Origin of the sequence: Aquabacterium sp., assembly GCF_049274795.1 — a bacterium.
Classification (GTDB): Bacteria; Pseudomonadota; Gammaproteobacteria; order Burkholderiales; family Burkholderiaceae_C; genus Aquabacterium.
Window position 1 is genome coordinate 1 of record NZ_JBASTH010000084.1, and the last position, 19643, is coordinate 19643.

At 55.2% G+C, this 19643-nt stretch carries 13 protein-coding genes; 7 read left to right on the forward strand and 6 right to left on the reverse strand.

The window, feature by feature from the left end:
* Positions 1 to 176: 176 nt before the first annotated feature.
* The gene (locus tag WAQ08_RS13385; protein ID WP_422192079.1) at positions 177 to 740 is read left to right on the forward strand and encodes an SEC-C metal-binding domain-containing protein; all 564 of its coding nucleotides are present in this window, start codon (positions 177 to 179) and stop codon (positions 738 to 740) included.
* Between the two features lie 4 nt (positions 741 to 744).
* On the opposite strand, the gene WAQ08_RS13390 is transcribed toward WAQ08_RS13385, so the two are convergent.
* Entirely contained in the window at positions 745 to 4737 is a 3993-nt protein-coding gene (locus WAQ08_RS13390) for a hypothetical protein (protein WP_422192080.1), read from the reverse strand.
* 1408 nt (positions 4738 to 6145) lie between these two features.
* Here WAQ08_RS13390 and WAQ08_RS13395 point away from each other — a divergent pair.
* Positions 6146 to 6814, forward strand: coding sequence for a hypothetical protein (locus tag WAQ08_RS13395; protein ID WP_422192081.1), 669 nt, complete (start codon positions 6146 to 6148; stop codon positions 6812 to 6814).
* Between the two features lie 748 nt (positions 6815 to 7562).
* On the opposite strand, the gene WAQ08_RS13400 is transcribed toward WAQ08_RS13395, so the two are convergent.
* On the reverse strand, positions 7563 to 8804 hold the full coding sequence (locus WAQ08_RS13400) for a hypothetical protein (RefSeq protein WP_422192082.1): 1242 nt from the start codon (positions 8802 to 8804) through the stop codon (positions 7563 to 7565).
* Positions 8805 to 8985: 181 nt separating this feature from the next.
* Here WAQ08_RS13400 and WAQ08_RS13405 point away from each other — a divergent pair, with 181 nt between their 5' ends.
* From WAQ08_RS13405 to WAQ08_RS13425, 5 genes are all read left to right on the forward strand, one after another.
* On the forward strand, positions 8986 to 9546 hold the full coding sequence (locus WAQ08_RS13405) for a hypothetical protein (RefSeq protein ID WP_422192083.1): 561 nt from the start codon (positions 8986 to 8988) through the stop codon (positions 9544 to 9546).
* Between the two features lie 59 nt (positions 9547 to 9605).
* The gene (locus tag WAQ08_RS13410) at positions 9606 to 9983 is read left to right on the forward strand and encodes a hypothetical protein (protein ID WP_422192084.1); all 378 of its coding nucleotides are present in this window, start codon (positions 9606 to 9608) and stop codon (positions 9981 to 9983) included.
* Positions 9984 to 10055: 72 nt separating this feature from the next.
* Entirely contained in the window at positions 10056 to 11762 is a 1707-nt protein-coding gene (locus WAQ08_RS13415) for a TnsD family Tn7-like transposition protein (RefSeq protein ID WP_422192158.1), read from the forward strand.
* A gap of 30 nt (positions 11763 to 11792) precedes the next feature.
* Positions 11793 to 12158 (forward strand): helix-turn-helix domain-containing protein, encoded by a 366-nt coding sequence (locus WAQ08_RS13420; RefSeq protein ID WP_422192085.1) that lies wholly within the window; start codon positions 11793 to 11795, stop codon positions 12156 to 12158.
* Positions 12155 to 13321, forward strand: a complete 1167-nt coding sequence (locus WAQ08_RS13425; RefSeq protein WP_422192086.1) for a TniQ family protein — start codon at positions 12155 to 12157, stop codon at positions 13319 to 13321. The genes WAQ08_RS13420 and WAQ08_RS13425 overlap by 4 nt, the downstream gene beginning before the upstream one ends.
* A gap of 265 nt (positions 13322 to 13586) precedes the next feature.
* On the opposite strand, the gene WAQ08_RS13430 is transcribed toward WAQ08_RS13425, so the two are convergent.
* From WAQ08_RS13430 to WAQ08_RS13445, 4 genes are read right to left on the reverse strand one after another with little or no spacing between them, the layout of a single operon-like run.
* Positions 13587 to 14657, reverse strand: a complete 1071-nt coding sequence (locus tag WAQ08_RS13430; protein ID WP_422192087.1) for an HNH endonuclease — start codon at positions 14655 to 14657, stop codon at positions 13587 to 13589.
* Positions 14657 to 16429, reverse strand: coding sequence for a restriction system-associated AAA family ATPase (locus tag WAQ08_RS13435; protein WP_422192088.1), 1773 nt, complete (start codon positions 16427 to 16429; stop codon positions 14657 to 14659). The genes WAQ08_RS13430 and WAQ08_RS13435 overlap by 1 nt, the downstream gene beginning before the upstream one ends.
* Positions 16426 to 17976: a restriction endonuclease subunit S gene (locus WAQ08_RS13440; protein WP_422192089.1), complete on the reverse strand. Its 1551-nt coding sequence runs from the start codon at positions 17974 to 17976 to the stop codon at positions 16426 to 16428. The genes WAQ08_RS13435 and WAQ08_RS13440 overlap by 4 nt, the downstream gene beginning before the upstream one ends.
* The gene (locus WAQ08_RS13445; RefSeq protein WP_422192090.1) at positions 17973 to 19637 is read right to left on the reverse strand and encodes a type I restriction-modification system subunit M; all 1665 of its coding nucleotides are present in this window, start codon (positions 19635 to 19637) and stop codon (positions 17973 to 17975) included. Before WAQ08_RS13445 ends, WAQ08_RS13440 begins: the two co-directional genes overlap by 4 nt.
* Between the last annotated feature and the right edge of the window lie 6 nt (positions 19638 to 19643).

Sequence of the window (19643 nt, forward strand, 5' to 3'; positions counted from 1 at the left end):
GAGCTACCGGCTCAAGGAGGCCGCCGCGCGGCTGGCCATCACGCCCGACCCCGCATAATCACCCCGTCCTGCCTGGAGCAGTTTGACTGGCCAACAGTGGAGCAGTTTGGGGTGGCCATCGGGGGCTTATTAAGCTAGGTAAGTTCAGTGAATCATGGGGGGCACTTCAAGATTGCTTGGACTACCTCAGCACCGTTCGACGCTTCTCTGAAATCGACATCTGCGCCTTCGAAGATCAACTCGTTGAGCTGGAAAAAACCTACCCCTACAACATCTTCTTAAGCGCGGGGCTCATCGTCGATGCTTACGAATGCACCCTATGCGGGCAGGACATCAACAGTCTCGACTGCATTCACAGGATGGGACACCTGTACCGCGGTCAGGTAGCACAAGCCAAGCCTCGAAAAATCCTTCAGTTAGACCACGTCGCCTTCGTTGAGCAGCCCCAAGACAGACGGTGTGTCCTGACGTACGAGGACTCTGATCGGGCGTTCAAGTGCATTCGCATGCTCGGCCAAGCCCTAAAAGCGAGGCAACTGAAGGTCTCTGACTTTGGAGTTCTTCGGTTCTCCCAACGCCAAATACCCAACCCTCACTATCGCAAGATGGGACGCAACGATCCCTGCTTTTGTGCAAGCGAGAAGAAGTTCAAGCACTGCTGCATCGACCAGCTAACCGTTCAAGGCGAGCACGTTGATATATGCGCGAGGCCGATGCTGGCCGAGCAGGCAGTCCTATAGCCTCTTAACTTTCCTCCTGCGAGAGGTCGACCACAAGGCCAAGAATGTGGCCCCGCTTCTCTGCGGGTATCAAGGCGCTGAAGATTTCCGCCATTTCCTGCGCCGACCTAGGCTTGCCCCCATCTGGCGCCCTCTTAGCGCCCTGTCCAGACCACAGAACGACATATAGGCCGATCCCTTCTGAGGCTGGGTTTCCCATGTAGCGCTTCTCCAGCTGATCTCGCCAAGCAGTCCACACTTGCGGATGACTGCTCTTTTTGACCTCCACGGGCACAATGATGCGCCCGCTTTTGAGCACCTTGCCTCCCTGCATGTCCGCGCGGCGCTCACCTCCATGATGGACTTCTTTGTCCACTGCGACGCCACGAGCCTCCATCTTGTCCCGTATGTAGCGCAAAAGAAGGTCTCGGCACCTGTTCTCCGGCTTAAGTACAGACATTCCATCGGCTCCGCGATCGTAGAAGTCAGCTAGCCCGTTGGTGTCGTCGTATCGAATCTTCTTGGCTGCAACCGCAAGCTGGTCACGGATGAGCTCCCCCATATCTTTGGCACTTACGGGTTCACCGTTGGCAAGCAGCTTGGCAACTGCCGTGGACGCAGCAGGGACGTAGCCAGCATTTCGGGCCAGTTCGGCCTGCTCATAGGTAAGAGCAAAAAGCGTAGATTCGATGTGAGTGCCCGCAAGCACACGGTTGAGGCGAGCGAAGACGTGGCTCGTCTCAACCGAAGGATTTTTCACCAACGCACGCGCCAGCTTGTATGAGCTATCCCTGAACCATCGCGTAGAGGAGCCATCCTCGAGCCGTTCTGAGCCAGAAGGCTCTGGAATACTGGCAAGTGCCTCGATGAAGCGGCCTGCGCACGTTGGCTGCTGAGCTAGCGCCTGGAAGGTCTCAAAGTCTTCATGAGCCAACGCCCTCTCCATTGCGCTAACAAGCGTTGGATCCCTGTCAATTAAGTCAACGAGCGCCGCACAGTGCTTAGCGGGTTCTAGCCTACATGCCCCGACATGAAGGGAAACAGCCAGTTTGTCACTGGTCCCCAACTGCAAAAGCTTCTCTTTCACAAGCTCATGAGCATACTCTTTGGGAAGGAACTCTAAGATGGCTGGAATAAGGACATGGTCAACAGCTCTAATCTGGGCATCGCTGGGCTCACTGGGCAAGGCCCGCAAAATAGCTGGCAACACCAACTCGGCAAGCTGCCTAGACATCAATCCTGATTTTGAGCTGAGCCACTTGTACCAATGTGGTTCCGGCAGTTGCTTCAACTGCGATATGCAAATAGGCACAAGCATGCCTGCAAGCAAACCCGGATTTTTCTTCAGCAACTCGGTGTACCACTGCGGAGTCTCTGCTCCACTGATGTATTGAAACCCGACTAACGTCTGCCTGAGTTCATCGGACCAACTTTCCCACACACGGGAGTTCTCTTCGAAAGCCAGCTGCGCTCCGAGGAGCGCGGGCCCCGCTAGATAGAACTCTTTTCTTTTCTGGTCATAGAGTTCAAGCACCTCTTGCGGCTTAGGCATATCCGCTCGAAACAGAACGAGCTTAAACCCCTCAATGGCCAAACGCGCATCTTCATCATCGACGACCAGATAGCTTTTTACCCGCTCGAGTGGGGTCTCACCTTCAATGTTGGAGAAGCGTTTTTGATAGGCCAAGACAACATCACTATGAAGCGATGGAGGGCCAATCCCGTCAAATAGGCGTGGCAGTTGGGGCGCGATTCCTCGTTGCCGCTCCATAGTTTGGACAGCATATTTCGCGTTTCTCTCTTTGACATTCGCATGGTGTCGCGCCTGAGGATCATCCAGTGAACAAGAGGTGATCTCACGCTTCCAGCTCTCTGCTGCAGGCCATTTCTGAGAGTTCTCATGAACCCACCGCTCTATTTCATCTAGCGTGATATCGAATCCGGCAGAGAGATGCATGGCTGTTCTTGTAGCTTCTTCAAAGCAATACCGTGCTATATCCTGCTCCTCGGTTGCAGCAGCCACACTCAAAAGCCAGACGTACCAATCTTGAGGAATTTTTGCGCGCAAGAGGCGCTCTTTAACCGTCCAGAAGCTACGGGCGCCAAATCTAGGATCCACGTCTAGGTGGTTTATGCCATATAGGTACAGTTCCTTCATTTTTTCAGGTCGACGCGAAAGCCACCGACGAACGATGGCCTCCTTGCCTGCCTCCAAGTGCTGAAATCCGTGTCTATCCAAGGCAATTCCAAGCCATCGATGCAGTTGCTCAACTGACACCTTGGCTCCGGCGCTAAGCACCGCTCTGGCCAACACCTCGGCAAGGAAGCTCTGCGTCTCGTAAGCATGCTCATCAGGCGGAATGTCTTCATCAATGTTTGTGTTGAAGGTTCTCCGCTCAACAATCAGGTCTGCAACACGAGGAAGACTTTCAAGCTCTGTTCTACGGCAGAACTCCAGCATCCAGAAAACGTACATCGCCCCTAAGAGCGAAGAATTTTTCCTTGGTCGCAGGTCTAAAAGGACCTCATCGACAGTCAGATGCTCCGGGTACAGGTGCCCCAGAAGCGTGCCGCATAGTTCATCTTCATCATCGATGACAGTGCCCCGCCGGATTCTGCCCAATATCAGCTTGGCTTCAGCTACACCTAGCAGGCTCTTCTCCAAGAGAAGGTTCAGCGCAGAAACTCGGATGTGGTCTCTGTACGTCCCATCGTGCACAACCCCCTCTATTGACACTCGAAGTTCAGGCATTGCCTGCCCATACCGAATCGCGTCAAGGATGCACAACAGCAAGAACTGGTGACTGGAGTCCCTCAATGGGCTCTCTAGGACTTCAGCAAAGGTATCGCGCATGTCTGGTGTCCCCAAGGCTCCAAACGCATGCGTCTCCCACTCACTGTTCTTGGTCCAGCGCACATGCTCACCGTCAATGCGCAGGCGTTCGAGCAGGAGAACTTTCTCACTTGAACTGAACTCGGAAACATCGCCATAGAGGACAAGCGCTACGGGATCCAACTCAATCAGAATAGATCTATGCGTTCTGCAGTAGATCGCCATCCATGCATAGAGGCCACGAAGGGAGTCCACGACTCTTCCATCGTGACCAGTCATTAAAGTAAGAACTCGACTCAATGGAAGGCCATCCTCCTCGATGAGTCGAGCCACCGCCTTCGCGGCAAGAAACTCTGCGATGGTCCGGTGGCGCGGACTGTATCGTTCACCCTCGACTGCGAACAGCTTGGACAGCGCCGCAACTTGGACAGCCTGGTTGAGTTGACTCAGGATCGCATCCCCGTCCTGCCAGTACATAACATCAGGCCCTGCTTCTGAAGGATCAAGCGTGAACGCTTGCCTGTCCGAAAGCAGCAGCAAAGCATCGATCAGGCCGGCCGCATGAAGTACTTGTGTCAAGGGCTGACCAATTCTCTCAACACTGCGATGCACCTTGTTGTGCTCTTGCGCCATCGACTGACATGCAAGTTCATACGTGGCTTTTCGGCTATCTGGCCAGCTGTCTCGATGAACGGCTTCGACCAGAAGCCGAAGCAGTAGCGGGTTTCCCAACAAAGCCGTCAGCCGCCTTTGCCGCACCTCCTCGAGAAAGCCTTCTGCGTCTTCAACCAAGCTGGGTGTCCAGTGGTCGATCATCTTGCGGACATCGCGCTCGGTCAATGAGTCCAGCCATAGCGCATCGACAGTTTCAGTTGGAGATGCGGCACGAAGGTCTTCGACCCCAGTGGCAGCCCAGTCGGCCTCACGGCACGACAAACGAAAACACGGGCGGCCAAGCTCAATGAGCTTTTTATGTACAGCCTCCAGGGATGCCCCAACACTGTTCGACGACGCGCGATGCTCATCCAGAGCGTCAATGAACAACACCTTCGACTTGTCCCATCCGGCTGGTGCACCGGAAAGCAAAAAGCTCTTAACCGTTACATAAGAAGCCCCGCCCCCCATGGCTGTCGCTTCTTCGGTGAAGGCTGTTGTCTTGCCACTGCCCGGCTCACCAAGCAACACATATGCAGGCGATTGCCGCCAGTCCCTAAGTGGGCGCGAGAACGTCGACTCTCCGCCCATTTTCCGCGTCGCGGAGCGTTCTAGGTAGATCCCTGCTGTGTCCATTCTTTTAGCCTCCACTAGAACGCCAAATCCTAGCAGCCAGCCACGCTCGCTTCACTGGAGCTAGCTGGAGCAAGAGTCCTCGATGAATCAAGCGCCACGTGTTGGTCCAAGCAAGGCTTGCTAACGACACCTCAAAAAATCAAGGACTTAGCGTATTCGGCAAGACTGCTTCCAGCTCCTCGTTGTTAACCTCGCTCGGAGTTCCAAGCTAATTCTGCAACGAGTTTTTGGACAAGAATCCCGGAAGTCTGTCTATACCAGCCCCGTCGCGACCACCCAGGCCGTTCGCCGAAATCTTCGCAGCCTTCTAGCAAAGCGTCAGCGTTGGGCCTCAGGCCCTGCGCTGGCCAGCAGGCCGGGTGCGAGTCCAGTGGGCGCAGTTGCCCAGAGGGCTTGCTCTGAGTTTTCTAGAAGTGCACTAGCTCCTGCAAGTCGTCCAGACGCATCTCAGACCTTCGAGGTACTGGAGGCAACGGCGCGCAAACGAGCTTCGGCAGAGGCTTGTGCCCTAGCTCTCCCGAGTTCAACGGCCTCACGCACATTCAGCTCGAGCGCTCCTTGGTCGTTTTCTGGTGCGGCCAACTGGCCGAGTGCACCATCACGCTGGATGAGCCACAACGCGCTGGCCATGATGCAGATGCTTACGCCCGGGTCCCCCCGATTCCAGCCGCTGCAGCGTAGAGACCGTGACGCCGAGGCGCTTAGCCCACGTGCGTAGGGATTCCTTTCTGCGCAGACGAGCGACGGCAAGGTCCGCACCGAGTTTCTCGATGACTGCTAGTGTGCTGGGCGGGAGTTGCCATATGGCTTGGGCGGCTTTCGGCATGCTGATAGATTGCCACAAAGCAGCCATGTTTGTACTGTTTTATTAGTACACCATGAGCATGCAGACGCGGTCAGCCGCCGCGGTGAATCTGAGTCGATGCTTGCTGCCTGCCGGGCTCAGGTCTTTGGCCGTCAAGCCAAAGGGGATACGCGAGCACGCCAAAAGACATGCGTGTGCGGGCGAGGGCAGCTGCGCCCCGGGCAAAGCCTGCTGCAACCCGGAAAGCCTTACGGTCCACAGCCGAGTTCCAGGACCCAGCACCAGTTGCTCAGCGTGGCCTACCCGCCGCCGCTCGGTCGAAACTAGCAACTCACTCCACGGGAGAACCTCGTTGGCAGGTTTAACTTGGGCCGTTGGCAACCTCAGCCTGGGCCAACATCCGCCTCTGTCCGGTCTAGTAGGTGATGCATTGGCCAGCAATGCATAAAGCAGGTTGCTAGACGTCCTATCAGGTCAACTGAACTAAGGACTAGCACCATGCCATTGAACAAAGAAGTACCTCACCAGCTCACCACTGAAGAAGTGTCCCAACTCGCCCCAGGCTTCCGCGCACTCGCAGATGACTACATCAAGCATGCCAAATCCATTGCTACGACCTCAACCTACGCCCAGTCGATGTTCCTCTTGGCCATGAGTTTCTCGGGACCGTTTCCGGAACTTGAAGGCAGCACGGCCCCCGTGTTGTTTGTCCAGTTGCCGGCAGAGGCTGCACACGAGGTATCGAACTTCCTAGCGTCTCGTCCTTACGCCCAAACACATGAGTCGGAGGACCAAAAGGCATTCGCATCCTGCTTGGTGTTTCCAGGTGAAAGTCAGGACTTGCTGGTGTGGGCGGGGCATTGGCACATGCCCCCCGCCATGATGTATGCACTCAGGCGTGATTGGCTGCTGATGGTTGTGCAGGCGGGTGACAGCTACTGGGCTCACATCCTGTCCGAGAAGTCCGGATTCGACGGAGAGTTCTTTGAGCTTCTGAGCGAGTCCATCGGGTTTGCTGAGCGGCGTTACAGCTACACCGAGGGGGCACGCCCCTTCTATCCGGCGGCGTCCCGTCCGTGCCCGGTCGGCCCAAACAAAGGCCGGATGCATTGGATAGCCAACCCTACGAGCCTTGGCCAATCCGCTGGGGAGGACATCACCGCATAAAGGCTGCCTCAGGCTTTTTTGATTTAGAAGCGCCACCCGTTCTGTACGGAGTGGCGTTTTCTTTGACACCAACGCATTGTCCGAAATTGCGCTTATTTCAGTGGCAAGTTATACAGATTTGTCTAACTTGTCTAACGACTGGCTCTTGGGGGAAGATCATCTGTCGCTACCCCGGTGAGCCGCCTGCGACAAGCCGGTCGGCAAGAACTGCCGCTGGTGCAGCCACGTGCGGTACATCAATCAGAGAGTTGCTACAAATGTCAACAATTAAAAATAGTTGTCATTTTTGGACGATCTATCCTTAGAAATACCAACAATCGTTGTCATCTCATGGCCTCTAGGCAGGCACGGCATACGGCACCCGCACTGATTGATGACACGCCACGTCCTATAAGGCAAACTTTTTTGTTGATTCCCCTAGCGCCTCGGTTGAAGCACCAAACAATTGTCACTAATGTCCTCAACAAAAAATAATTGTCACTTCATAGATCTACCGGGCTGAAAATGTCCTCAATCATTGTCATCCAATGAAAGCTGTTCTTTGCCATTAATGTCTGAGACAACAGGCAGAGAGACGACATCTCAACTAACCGCAAGCCACGCGCATCAAAGTCTGAGACAACTACTGCTCCAACAACCCAACTTGATCTGCTTCGCGCAATAAAGTCTGAGACGAGCCTCCTGAGGCCACAAAGCATTTTACGGAGTTCAAGTGTTGCCTCGAATCTCGCCGCCTTACTTTAGTGATTCACTGCCAACTACGTTCCTCGTCCTCAACAAGTCGACTCATAGCTGTGATGTCGGGAGTCTTTGCAGCGATCCTACGTGCCTCCACGAGTTCTGAAGACATCTGGGCCTTTGCCTTATCACTCCAACATTCACCTAGCGCCACCTGGAACTCTCGTTCGTTAGCTCTACCAAACAAGATGCTCTTGCCACCGTCATCGACGAGCATTACCCGAATCGGGTTTAGCCGCAGCAGGTTTCGCCACCGTGCGTCAAGAGATACAAAGTATGGAATGAAGAAGGAGCCAAGCGTACTTTGACTAGCCATTTTCTCCAAGATCCGCAAGTGAGCCATGTCCCAGGCCATCCCTTTGATCTCCGCCAGCATGGTCTTGGACTTGCCTGTGATGGGCCCGAAAAACGGTGCAGGATCCTTTGTAGACATGCCGCACCAAATAAGGGCCAGTTCGGTCATTGGCAGGGAACCCAATTCAAAAATGCAGAAATCGACAAGTTCACTCCACATACGCGCTTTGTCTCGCTTGTGTGCATGCCATAGCGTGGCAAAACGCAGCAAGAGTGCTTGCACTCCCAGCACACGTGCTTCATGTCTCGCAATTTCCTCTGTAGCGTATTGTTCCTTCAGGAATTGCTCCTCTTTTGGCATGAGTGACTTTTTGAGGATGTCGGCGTCTCCGTTGAGAACCAACTTCGTTGGGTCTGCGCGAAAGGCATCCCAATTCAGATGATCAAGCATGCGAAAGGCAACTAGGGTATTCAACGGGCGTTTGTTCTTATCGTTATCACGGGCTAGTCGAACGTTCTCGAATAGAAATGGCATGCAATCAAATTGCACCTTTTGGTTGTTCGCCTTCAACTTGAGTACCGACATCACCCTGTCTCTATCAGCTGGTTGAATGGACTCGCCATTCATTAACGCTCTCAGCTTTTCGGCAAAGTTTGAATCAAAGCCAATTGAGTAGTCGATCATCACATTCGACTTGCCGCCGGTAAGTCTCGATTGGACGATGGTGTGCCTAGAAATGAAATGTCCTCGCGGCCCCTCGAAGATTGGAGTGACGTACTCACAAGAGCTCAAGCCAAGATTGAGATCAAGATCGATATCTTCTGGATTCAAGGTGCACAGCAGCATACGCACATCTGCGACTTCGGCTGCTCGGCTCCCTTCGATCTTTGTCAGCGAATCGAAGTCACCATTGAGGATTGCCTCAAGTAGGGCATCTATGATGGGGCGTTGAGTCATGTTATGAATATGTAGTTACAAACAAGGGGGGCGGATGCGTGATCCGTTAGAGAACATTGTTATTGGCAACTTCCTCTACGGGCTTGGACTCAGCATGGGCACCCGAGCCGGGGAAAGCGCCCCTCGCGGCTGCGTCAACCTACTGCAACAGACTCCCTTGGACAGACCGCTTGGCGACGTCATGATTCGCTATCCCGGCACAGTTGTTCGTCTCTACGAGTTCAAACGCCAATCAGCCGACATAACCAAGGAAAAACGCAAACTGACCGTGCTGCAAGCCGCAATCCGACGGCGACAGGACCTGCGAGCAATCTCGCAAGAGATTCATTGGTATGTTGAGACAAAGAAGGGGCATCCTGATTTCAGCTTTGAAGCAAGGCCGTATCTGGACATGCTAGATCGCTCCCACGCGCATGTAGGACTTACAGAAACCATCGATCAAGTGGTGAGCCATGCGCTCAATGCGGAGCCCAAACATGACATGGCACTCGTTCAGGAGTATCTCGATGCAGTATCACTGTTCGCAGGCAAGCGGGGCGGCACGTCTTCCGGAATGCTGGTGACCGTCGACTCGAAAGGTGGCGTTAGCTATGTTGGTGTCGAAGACATACGAGACCTTCGTGAAACACCACATCACTTACTTGAGCGCACGAGGTTAGAAGGCATACGAGAGCGATCTATTCAGCTCGAACTAGAACGCGCGCAAAAACCAAGTAGAGGGCGCGGGCTCACGCTTGGCTAAATAAATCACTTTGAAGACAGGGGGCGAATGTGGGAACTGCAAACCAAGAAGCTGAACGCATGGCTGACATGCTGTCTGATGTAGCTGAACAGGCGATTCGATTACAGGAGCAGGCGCAGACAGCGGTACAAGCACTTCAAAAAAGCATTAGTACATTGGACACCACCTCGGCAAAAGCAGTTCTGGGGCTTAATTCCGTGGCGCAAGCTTTACCCAGCCGGATCGAAGGTGCACTGGAAACTCAACTCAGCTCAGCAGCAAGAGGTGCTGCGCAGACGATGACTGAGCATTGGGGCAAGGCAAATAGAGCGGCGGACCGTGCTACACAGGCATATAAAGCAAGCCTCAATCAGGTATTTTTGTTGTCAGGCATAGCGCTTGGTAGCGGGGTAATTTTGGGCTCTTTGCTCACCGCATGGTTGCTTGGCCGACTCTGAGTACATTAGCGCAGGCACACAGCAAGCGGAGCTCATGCAGTGCGGCGTCAAGCAGAACAGTTCTCACTGCGCATGTCTGGCCCATATCCTCTGCCGGAGTGGCTCCCCGATGAGACGTTTTTCAGCTGGGCAAGCCGCCACCATCGAATTTCTGGCGCCAGGCTTCCTGCGCAAACCTGCTTGGCGCTGTTTGGACGGCCAAGGCAGGGATATCAGCACGACTTCCCTTCTCCATTGAGCGCATTCGTCGAGGCAACACAAGGCGGCTTCGGGAACGCTAGGCTCATCGCACAAACAAGAACAGTTCTGCCCTTCTACCTTGTTCACCGAGATCAGGCCACAGCCGAGGACGCCTATTCAGCCATTGCCGAGCCAAATACGGGCATGCTCAAGTACCGGCTTGGCATCCTGACCAGCAGATTTCGCGCAAACCATCCGCTCAAGGCCTGCCCCCAATGCATGTCAGAAGATGAACACCGACACGGTACACCCTACTGGCACTTGCGGCATCAACTGCCAGGAGTTTGGGTATGCCCTCGCCACGGGCTATCGCTACTGACCTGCATCACCAAATCGACAGGTCTTGGGCGCTTCTCCTGGGTGCTCCCCAAGAAAGACCAATTGGTCTCACCGCATGACCAGGGGGTGGCCATCAGCTCGCGTCAAGCACTATGGCGCCTGGCAAACCTATGCACGGCATGGTCATCCATGTCTGAGGCCAGCTTCAATGATGCGGCACTCGCCATAACCTATCGCGCTCAACTCACTCGAGCCCATGGACTCAAAAATCGAACAGCCGCTGCCCATGCCTACTGTGCGTCGGTCGCACCGCTACAGAGCATAGATGAGCTTCATGCCCTGATCACATCGCCGACGCAGGCATCTCACGTTCTGAACAGGTGGGTTTTCGCGCCACGTGGAAGCACGCACCCATTGCGACATCTGTCCCTGATTCATTGGCTCTTTGAAGATTGGGGGAGCTTTCTGTCCAGCTATCGGTCAGCGACTGAGCAACAAGACGAGGACACCACTTATGAGTCAGCTGATGTTTGCTCAGGCCATCGACTTGACCCACGCAAAGAAGAGGCGCTCGCCAGACTGCGCTCACTTGAAGCCCCCACCAGCATTGCCAAGAATTTGCATCTGGCCACCCAAACCGTGATCGCATGGGGTGCAGCAGCGGGAATCAGAACATCGCGACGCCCCAAACAGCTTAAGGGTGAGACCCACCCGCAGCTCGTGGAAGCTTTGCGAGGTGGAATCAGCAAGGCAGATGCGGCCGGCCGATTCGGGATATCCATTCAATCGGTGACCCGTATCCTGCGCTCGGAAATTGGACTGTCCGGTGCATGGCATCAAGCGAGATTCGAGGCCACCCAGCTGGCGGCAAGATCGACTTGGGGTGCCTTGGTCACAAAGCATGGTGGCCTGGGCATCAAGCACCTGCGCCAACACGAGCCATCGGTCTACGCATGGCTCTACCGTAACGACCGAGTCTGGCTGAAGGACGAATGCCAACGAGCAGAGTCCGTACGAACCAACAACAGCCGCGTCCTTTGGGATGAGCGGGACAGGCAACTGTCGTACATGGTGCATCAGGTCATCTTGACGCTCTCAGAGCAAGGCCACAAACGTCTACGTCTCGTGGACTTGCTTGCAGCCATTCCTGAATTGAAGGCCAAGCTGGGGACCTTGGACCGTCTTCCATTGACGGCTAAGGCGATCAATCAGGCAATCACCCCTCGAAAAAGTAGCAGGCGCCACAACACACTCCTCTGAAGATCTGCATTTTTCATGCATACTTTATGCATGAGTGATTTGAGCGACTTCAACACCGAGGCAAAGCTTGCAGCCGCTCAGGCCAGACAGCGTGGACTCACTCAAGAACATATAGCCCAAGCCATCGGCGCCAGCCAGTCTCAAGTCAGTCGCGTGCTTTCAGGCCGTTCAAAGCGGCGATCCAAGCTACTGGACTCAGTATGCAAATATGTGTTTTCTAGTGGCAGATCAAGCAAGAAAAGTGCGCCACCTGCAGAACTCACTCAGGCTCTGCGCGCGGTATGGGATGGCACACCGGAACACGCCCACGCACTGGCGCTGGTGATCCGAAGTCTCGGCGCGCTGGGCGCCAACCCACCGGATGGCTACGTCGCCTCCAATAGGGAACGAAAGTGATACACGCCCCTAGCCTCTTGCCTGATGAAGACGCGCGGGGATATTGGGGCAGGGTCATGCGACTGAATGGTGTGCCTGTTGCACCTCACAACGAAGCCACGTTCACATCGGCCACCCGCAATAGGCTAGTCACAGACCACGGCGTCAAGCCAGGCATGGCAGAAGTTCTATGCGCTGTTGCCAGCATCCCGATGACCACCCTCGTCCATGCACACACCCTCATTCCATTTAGCGGCGCCATCCTGGCCGTGGTGAACGGAGATTGGTGTGGCAACAGCCATACCTCCAAGGAGTTGCGGCGTGTGGCAACGCACCCAAATGCAAGGAGCCGATCCCTATGCCGAGAGTGCGTGGGTGAGGATCTCGATTTCTGGGGATTCTCATACTGGCGCAGATCGCATCAACTTCACGGCGTTGTTTGGTGCACCAAGCACGGCTGCGCACTGCTTCGCGCTCAAGCACATGACACCTGGCAAACCATGCCGAGCGAGGCACTACCAAACGCCCAATCGGTGTCGGATGCCGTTGTGGAACAAGCCTTGGCTCATCCTGTGCTTCTACGCTATGCAGAGACGTGCAACGAACTGTTGAACTTGAAACGGCCACTCTCAACGTTTCAGGTGGTCCGTGCCATGACAAGGCGAGCACGTTCTCTGGGACTGATGCACGAGACTGAGACAACTGGTGGAAAGCTGAGCGAATATGCTGCCAGCTGCATTTCGGGCCCATGGCAGCGCGAGTTCTGGAGCAATGCGCCGGGTGCCCCGCTAGACAGTTGCTTTCACGCGCTTGACGCGACATTGTCCAGGCTACTTGGCACATGCGAAGCCGATGCGTACGCTCTTGCGATTGCTTTGCTGTACGACTCTGTGGACGACGCGCTCAATGAGCTGAGCACGCCGTTACCACTGCTCAGCGAATTTCTACCGTTGGCAAACGAAGAAGCCGATAAACGGCTACCCCACGAGCACCCTTGTGATGGGCAAGCCAATCTGCTGCGGCGAGCAAGGCTTCAGCAGTCGATCGAGCTGGTACTCAATGGACACCCACTGCACGACTCCGCTCGCATGCATGGCTGGTCGGTGCCGACATTGGAGAGAATGATGCATAGCTGCCTTACCCATAGCCAGTCCCGTGTTGATCAGTTGCTCCATCTCTGCTGACCAAGTTGACAGGGCACACGCTTACATTGCACGTCAGACGGGTAACGACTCGTTGCCGGCATTCGTGGTGCCAAGCCAAGCGTTCAGCAGCGGTTGCGTCAACCAAAGAAACTGTACTCATCGCCCGGTTGAAGGGCGGCAAACGGTCATGCGAAAACAATGGCCTTCATTAGATGAATCGCCATCCATAGGTGGCACTCTTCTCCACCGCATCACAACGTCACTCTCCACTGTCGACCTCTTGCGAGTGGTCCCTCACGACCTTTCAAAGAACGCCTAGCTGCCGGCAAGCGTCGAGAAACGGCATTCTGAGGAAATTGCAGTCCGCATACGGTCGGCTCTGTGCCTGCTGGGCACGCATAGCCAGGATGTCAGCGGGCTGCTTGTCATATGCCTTGCATTCATCCAGAACCTGCGTCAACCAGTACTTGCCGTCATTTTCCCCGCAGAGTTTGGCTTTGTAGCGTTCTTCAATGCCGTACACATCCTTCCAGGTGTCAATCTCCTGCGCGATCGCTACCGGGCCAAATTGGAGTGCGATATCGGCCGGGGTCAGCGTGGCAATGTCGGAATGCCGTAGGTCTATTTGAAGCTCAATGGTATGCGCAGCCCTTTTGTAAGGATAGAAAACAGCACGACGGTGAACAGCTCTGGCGGGATCTTTGGGTGTGTAGCTTGGATCCTTGCTGGTTTTGTAGCTGCTGTTGCAGTGATGACAGGCTGGGACAAGGTTGCAGAAGTTGATTGAATTGAATGGGTACAGTGCCTTGGGCAGGTAGTGGTCGTAGGCCTCGCGCTTGCTGTGATACTCGCCCAGCAAATCATTGATGCCACAGAACGGGCACTTTCCGGACTTGTTGGTCTGCACAAAGGTCTGGTAGTGATCGTCGATGTCGCCGCACTTTTTCCTCAGAGCGGCAACGTCCACATGCGAATACAACCCTTTGAAGAAGGACGCCAGCTGATCACGCAGGTCTTTAAGCTCCATGGGAAAGTCAGCGTATCGCTTCAGCGACATGGCGTAGTCGTTGGCACATACGCGCTCCACATCATTGTTCGCCCGGTACCACAGACGAAGCTGCTCAACCTGGCAAGCACTCAACGGCGCGAAGAGCCGATAGATACGTTGCACGTGCCCTGCGAAAAACTCAGCCCCTTTGCTGTCATCGTAGTGAAACGCCGTCATCACCTCAAACAGTTCAGGATTTGAAGCGAACAGCTCTAGACGGTAGGGACGCTTTAACGGTGCCTGGCACCACACCGCATAGAAGATGAAGTCGATGAAGGTCTGCATCTTCTCCATTTGATGCGGCACGTAGATGTACGGAAACAGCATCAGCCCTGCACCTCCCCATTGCCTGGCTGGTCACCGCCCAGGATGGCCTTGATCAACAGCAGCTTCTCCACCGAGTCACCAAGCTGCTGATGAATCTCCGTGATCAGGGCTTCCTTGTCTTCGATGCCCTGTTCAAAACGGGCACGTAACCCTTCAAGCAAGGCCTGCGCATGGCCGCCGATGGTTTCGCGCTTGCCGAAGGTGCTCATGGTGATCTTGTTGATCGAAGCGCCCAGCGTGTTGTAGTCCGGGTGGCTGATGCTGACCTTACCGCTGGCTTTGTCCTTGGCAAACACCAGCACCTTGTCCGGCTTGCTGTCGGAGATCAGAAATGGTGTGTGGGTAGTGATCAGCATTTCCTGCGCGAATTCACCTTCGCCCGGCAGGCATTGGCGCAAGCGGCTGATGAAGTTTGCGCGCCAGTCCGGGTTGAAGTGCGTTTCGGGCTCGTCGAGCAGGAACAGGCTGTTGGTGTCCCGAAACAGCAAACACAGCCCAAGGCTGTGAAGCAATTGATGCTCGCCGTCCGACAACTCTTTGAGAAGCATCGGTTTCTCAACGCCCTGCTTCGTGAAGTAGAAGTTTTTGATGCGCATGGCGCGCTCATCGGACGCCAAGGTCGGTACTGTTTCGCTGACGTAGTGACTGGTCGAAGTGTAGAGCTCCGACTTTTGCACCTCACTGACCGAGTACAGATTCAGTGTCAGAAGAACTTGCAGCGCTTGGAACAAGACAATGGGCTTGTCATCAAAGTTGGTGCGAAAGGCTTGCTTGGTCTGCTCATTGACCCAGTAATCTAAGGTTAGGGTGTCCGATGCCTCATCATGGAAATGCAGCGTGGCGCAACGCTTGAGCTTCTCGATGATCGAGGTGTGCTCATCGCCTTCCAGACCTCGCAGAAGCTTGAGCCGATAGTCTCCCGTGTCTGGATCCAGATAGATCGCACCAGTATCCACAAAGCGCCCATCCTCTGCCTCGGTGGGCAAGATGTAATCACCCGACGTGAACGCGGCCACCTGATGACGCGTGACGGGAATACTCCGCCGCATGATGATGCGAAATTCCTTCAATTCTCCTATACCCATGTCCTCACGGAAAGGCAGCAAGGTGGCCTTGTCCTGAAACAGGAGATTGCATAGCAAGATGGCCTGACTGAAGCCGTTGTCGAGATAAGCCAATCGAGTTTCAGGGTAGCCTGGATAACGGGACTGCTTGACGAGCGCGTTCCAGTACTCGTCGAACTGAACAAAACGCATCTTGAAAAAGGGGAGGCTCAGGATTTCGTTTTCGCCTGATGAGTAACCCAACACCTGCGGAATTAGATGATCAATGACTATCGTATTGAGCGCGTCATAGGGTTGATCTTTTGAGTCAAATACCCACCAAGTTATTTCCTTTGCGTCTGGCCTTTTATATACCTGCACCTTGAACCATGGGGAGGATCCAATGTGGGTGTACATGACTGGAACCTTGATTAAGTATTCCAACTCAAAACCGGATGGTGACGCCTGCAAATTGTCGTCCTGCAAGGCTTCGGGCAGAAAGCTACGGCGCACGCGAAGCACTTCCAGCTGAAAGAAAATTGCTGCCAGCGCTTCGAGCAGGTTGGATTTACCACTGCCATTGGGCCCAGCGCAAACGAAGGGCGCAAAGTCGTTCGCTTGTGCTAGCTCGTCCTGCAAGCTCCACTCGGTGCGGAAGTGGTGCTCGAAGCCACAGGGCAGGCTGCGAAAGCCGTCTGGGTCGGTGATCCTCAGGCGTAGCAGCTTCATCGTTGAACGTGCCTCCTGGCACGCAACAAAATCTGATTGCCGAACTGCCGCCTGCCATCGATAAAAATTATGTCTCGTGTTTGCTTGAGCTTTCGATTTTGAATTTCATCGAACACCCAGGCCTTGATCGCTTCGTAGTCGCTGGCACTAAGTGCGAAATCATTGTCCGGGTGCAGTTCCGCCAGCCGGGTTTGCGCGGCGGCGATGAAGCGTTCGAGGGAGAAGGCCGCACTTCCCAGCTGCGTGCAGTAGGCCTCCAGCCAGAAACGCAGCAACTGCGCAAGCTGTGTGCGGTCTTGCAGTGCGGGCAGCAGTAAATCTGTTTCGGGCAGCTCGATCACCCGCGTGGTAATGATGGGCGCGGGAACGGCAGCGGCCACAGCTGTTTCTCCTTCAATGCGGGCGGCGGGCAGGGCCACCCGCGACAAATCCAACTCGCCCTTGAAGGCCTGCTGGCTCAGGGCACCGTAGAAGGCTTCGAGGTCGGTAAGGCTTTGCAGGTAGCGGGATCTGAGGGCTTCGACTTTCTCGACGATGGTGGCAAATTCACTTTGAAGTTCAATGGGCGGCTTGGGAACTGAGAGCGCACGAAGAATTTCGAGGTTGATGTTTTTCTGTGCCGCAGCCGGTGCGTTTTTCTCCAGGATGGCTTGGAAAAACCAAAACAGGCCGAGTACGTATAGGGTGTTGCACTCGCCCTCGTGAGCAAGGAATCCGACCACGCTGTCAGGGAAGCATGCATCGAACGTCAGAATGCCAGTTTGCGCGATGTTGGCCGCGATGGTGATGCAGAGCGTTCCAGCAGGCCATCGCTTGCTTTGGGCAAATCCCAAGTCGGAGTACGTCTGCGTGTACGTCGTGATGTAGGTTCCGGCGTTTGATACTTCGCCGGTCTGGATGAGCGGATGCGGGCCATCAAGTAGTTTGGGATCGTTCCGTGGGCGATGTTTGGAGACGCCACGATTGATTGAGCCCAGTTGCCCAAGCGGTGCTGGCGTCCACCCCTTCTCATTCCGCACCGGGTCGCCAAACATCTCCAAAAACACGCTCTTGAGCAGGTCGTCGAGTTGTTGCAGGTGTTGTTTGCGCTGGGCGATCAGCCCTTCCACTTTGCCGAGCAGATGGGCAATGCGGATTTGGTCGTCGAAATCTGGGGCTCCGTCTTTGAAAGGGATTGGTATCTCAACCTCTTTGAGGAACTTGAAATGCCTGCTGTAACCCGCCTCCTTGATCTGAATGGAACGCAGGTAGTAATAAACATACCGAGCACTTGCCAAATCTGAATTAACCCATAGCGCTTTAGCACCATCGGCGCCAAGTGCAATTGGCTCGTCTACATACTTCAAGGCGCGCGTGTGGTCACCAAAAACCACGACCGGAAGCAAGTGTCCGTTGACGAGATTGGCGTCGTCTGTGTACCCAGCAACTGGCCCTTTGCCTTGGTCAATGATTTTGTATTGACCTTGTCCTTGATAGTCGGATGCTTTGATTTTCGTGAACTTGGCGGTAACGTCAATAACGACCTCGGAAAAGGGGAGCGATTTCATCCCACCATCCCCTTCAACTCCAGCAGCTCGCGCAGGATGCCACTTCGCACCTGGGCGAGATCCGCTTCATTCACATCGCCCACCTCGGCCTGAATCAGCCGATCCAGAATCACGCCCGGCGCGTCGTAGTGGACTTCCTCGAAGACATCCTGCTTGTAGCGCGAGAGCGAAAGGTCATAGTTGTTCTTCTCGTCGGCAATCTCGGTGCGCGGCACCATGAAGCACTTGGCGGTGCGGTCGATGTCAGAGGCGGCATCTCGGGCGTGATATCTGCCAATGATGTCTTGCAGGTCGCCGTAGCCTTCCTTCTTGCTGCGCTTGTCGTCCAGCGAATAGCCGTCGGCGGCCATTTCGTAAAACCATACGTATTCGGTAGCGGCTTTGCTGACCGTGTCTTTCGGCCCCCAGGCCTTTGTGAACAGCAGAATGGCGGTGCTGACGCCAGCATAGGGTTTGAACACGCCGCTGGGCAGGGTGATCACGGCCTTGAGGTCGCAACGTTCCACCAGCATCTGGCGCAGCGTCTTGAACGCCCCACCAGAGCCGAACAGCACGCCCTGCGGCACGATCACGCAGGCGGTGCCACCCTTCTTGAGCAGGCGGTAGATGTTCTCTACAAACAGCAACTCGGTCTTCGTGGTGGCCAGTTGCAGGTGCTCGTTGATGTCACCCTTGTCGATGCTGCCGGTGAAGGGCGGGTTCGCCATCACGATGTCGTATTCGGCTTCCTCGGTGTAGCTCTTGCTAAGGGTGTCTTTGTAGTCAATGTGCGGCTCGTCGATGCCATGCATCATCAGGTTCATCAGCCCCAGGCGCACCATGGTCTGGTCGATGTCGTAGCCCCATAGCGAGCTGGCCAGAATGGCCTGCGCCTTTTCGGTGAGCGCAGCGGCCACGGAGGTGCGGGTGAAGCCGTCTTCATCGGGCTTGAGATCTTGGGCGCCTGATTTTCTCGCCAGTTCGGTGACGATGTACTGATACGCGCCGAGCAGAAAGCCGCCTGAACCGCAGGCTGGGTCGGCAATCTTGTGGCCCAGTTGCGGCTGCACCAGATCGGCCATCAGCTTGATGATGTGGCGCGGAGTGCGGAACTGGCCGTTCTTGCCGGCGGTGGCGATCTCGGACAGCAGGAACTCGTAGACATCGCCCTGGATGTCCTGGAAGGACTGGCCTTTCTCCTTCGAGTCCTTCTCCATCACCTCGAAGAGGTCGTCGATGGTCTTCACCGCTTCCACCAGCAGGGCGGGCTTGGGGATGATGAAGACCGCGTTCTTCATGTGGTGGGTGAAGTTGGATTCGGCGCCGTTCAGGTCCTTGAGAAAAGGGAACACCTTGCCCTGCACGTGCTGCAGCATCTCTTCGGCCTGCATGCGCTTGAATTCGCTCCAGCGCAGGCTGCGCCTATCGATGGCGAATTTCTCTGGCTCCGACTGGCCGCGGTATTCGGGCGGAATCCACGTGCCCGTGAATTTGGATATGTAGTTCTCGCCGGTCCACTCGGCGTCGGCCTGGCGCTTCTGATCCAGCTCATCCAGCCGCTTCATGAACAGCAGGTAGGTAATCTGCTCGATGGCGGTGAGCGGGTTGCTGATGCCCCCGCTCCAGAATTTGTTCCAGAGCTGGTCGATCTTGCTTTTGAGTTCGGGGTTGTTTTGCAGCATGGTGTG

Excerpts from the sequence above, each read along its gene's own strand:
- WAQ08_RS13405 (WP_422192083.1), top strand. The coding sequence starts at position 8,986 with ATGATTCGCTATCCCGGCACAGTTGTTCGTCTCTACGAGTTCAAACGC.
- WAQ08_RS13400 (WP_422192082.1), bottom strand. The coding sequence starts at position 8,804 with ATGACTCAACGCCCCATCATAGATGCCCTACTTGAGGCAATCCTCAAT.
- WAQ08_RS13430 (WP_422192087.1), bottom strand. The coding sequence starts at position 14,657 with ATGCTGTTTCCGTACATCTACGTGCCGCATCAAATGGAGAAGATGCAG.
- WAQ08_RS13410 (WP_422192084.1), top strand. The coding sequence starts at position 9,606 with ATGGCTGACATGCTGTCTGATGTAGCTGAACAGGCGATTCGATTACAG.
- WAQ08_RS13435 (WP_422192088.1), bottom strand. The coding sequence starts at position 16,429 with ATGAAGCTGCTACGCCTGAGGATCACCGACCCAGACGGCTTTCGCAGC.
- WAQ08_RS13445 (WP_422192090.1), bottom strand. The coding sequence starts at position 19,637 with ATGCTGCAAAACAACCCCGAACTCAAAAGCAAGATCGACCAGCTCTGG.
- WAQ08_RS13420 (WP_422192085.1), top strand. The coding sequence starts at position 11,793 with ATGAGTGATTTGAGCGACTTCAACACCGAGGCAAAGCTTGCAGCCGCT.
- WAQ08_RS13440 (WP_422192089.1), bottom strand. The coding sequence starts at position 17,976 with ATGAAATCGCTCCCCTTTTCCGAGGTCGTTATTGACGTTACCGCCAAG.
- WAQ08_RS13395 (WP_422192081.1), top strand. The coding sequence starts at position 6,146 with ATGCCATTGAACAAAGAAGTACCTCACCAGCTCACCACTGAAGAAGTG.
- WAQ08_RS13415 (WP_422192158.1), top strand. The coding sequence starts at position 10,056 with ATGTCTGGCCCATATCCTCTGCCGGAGTGGCTCCCCGATGAGACGTTT.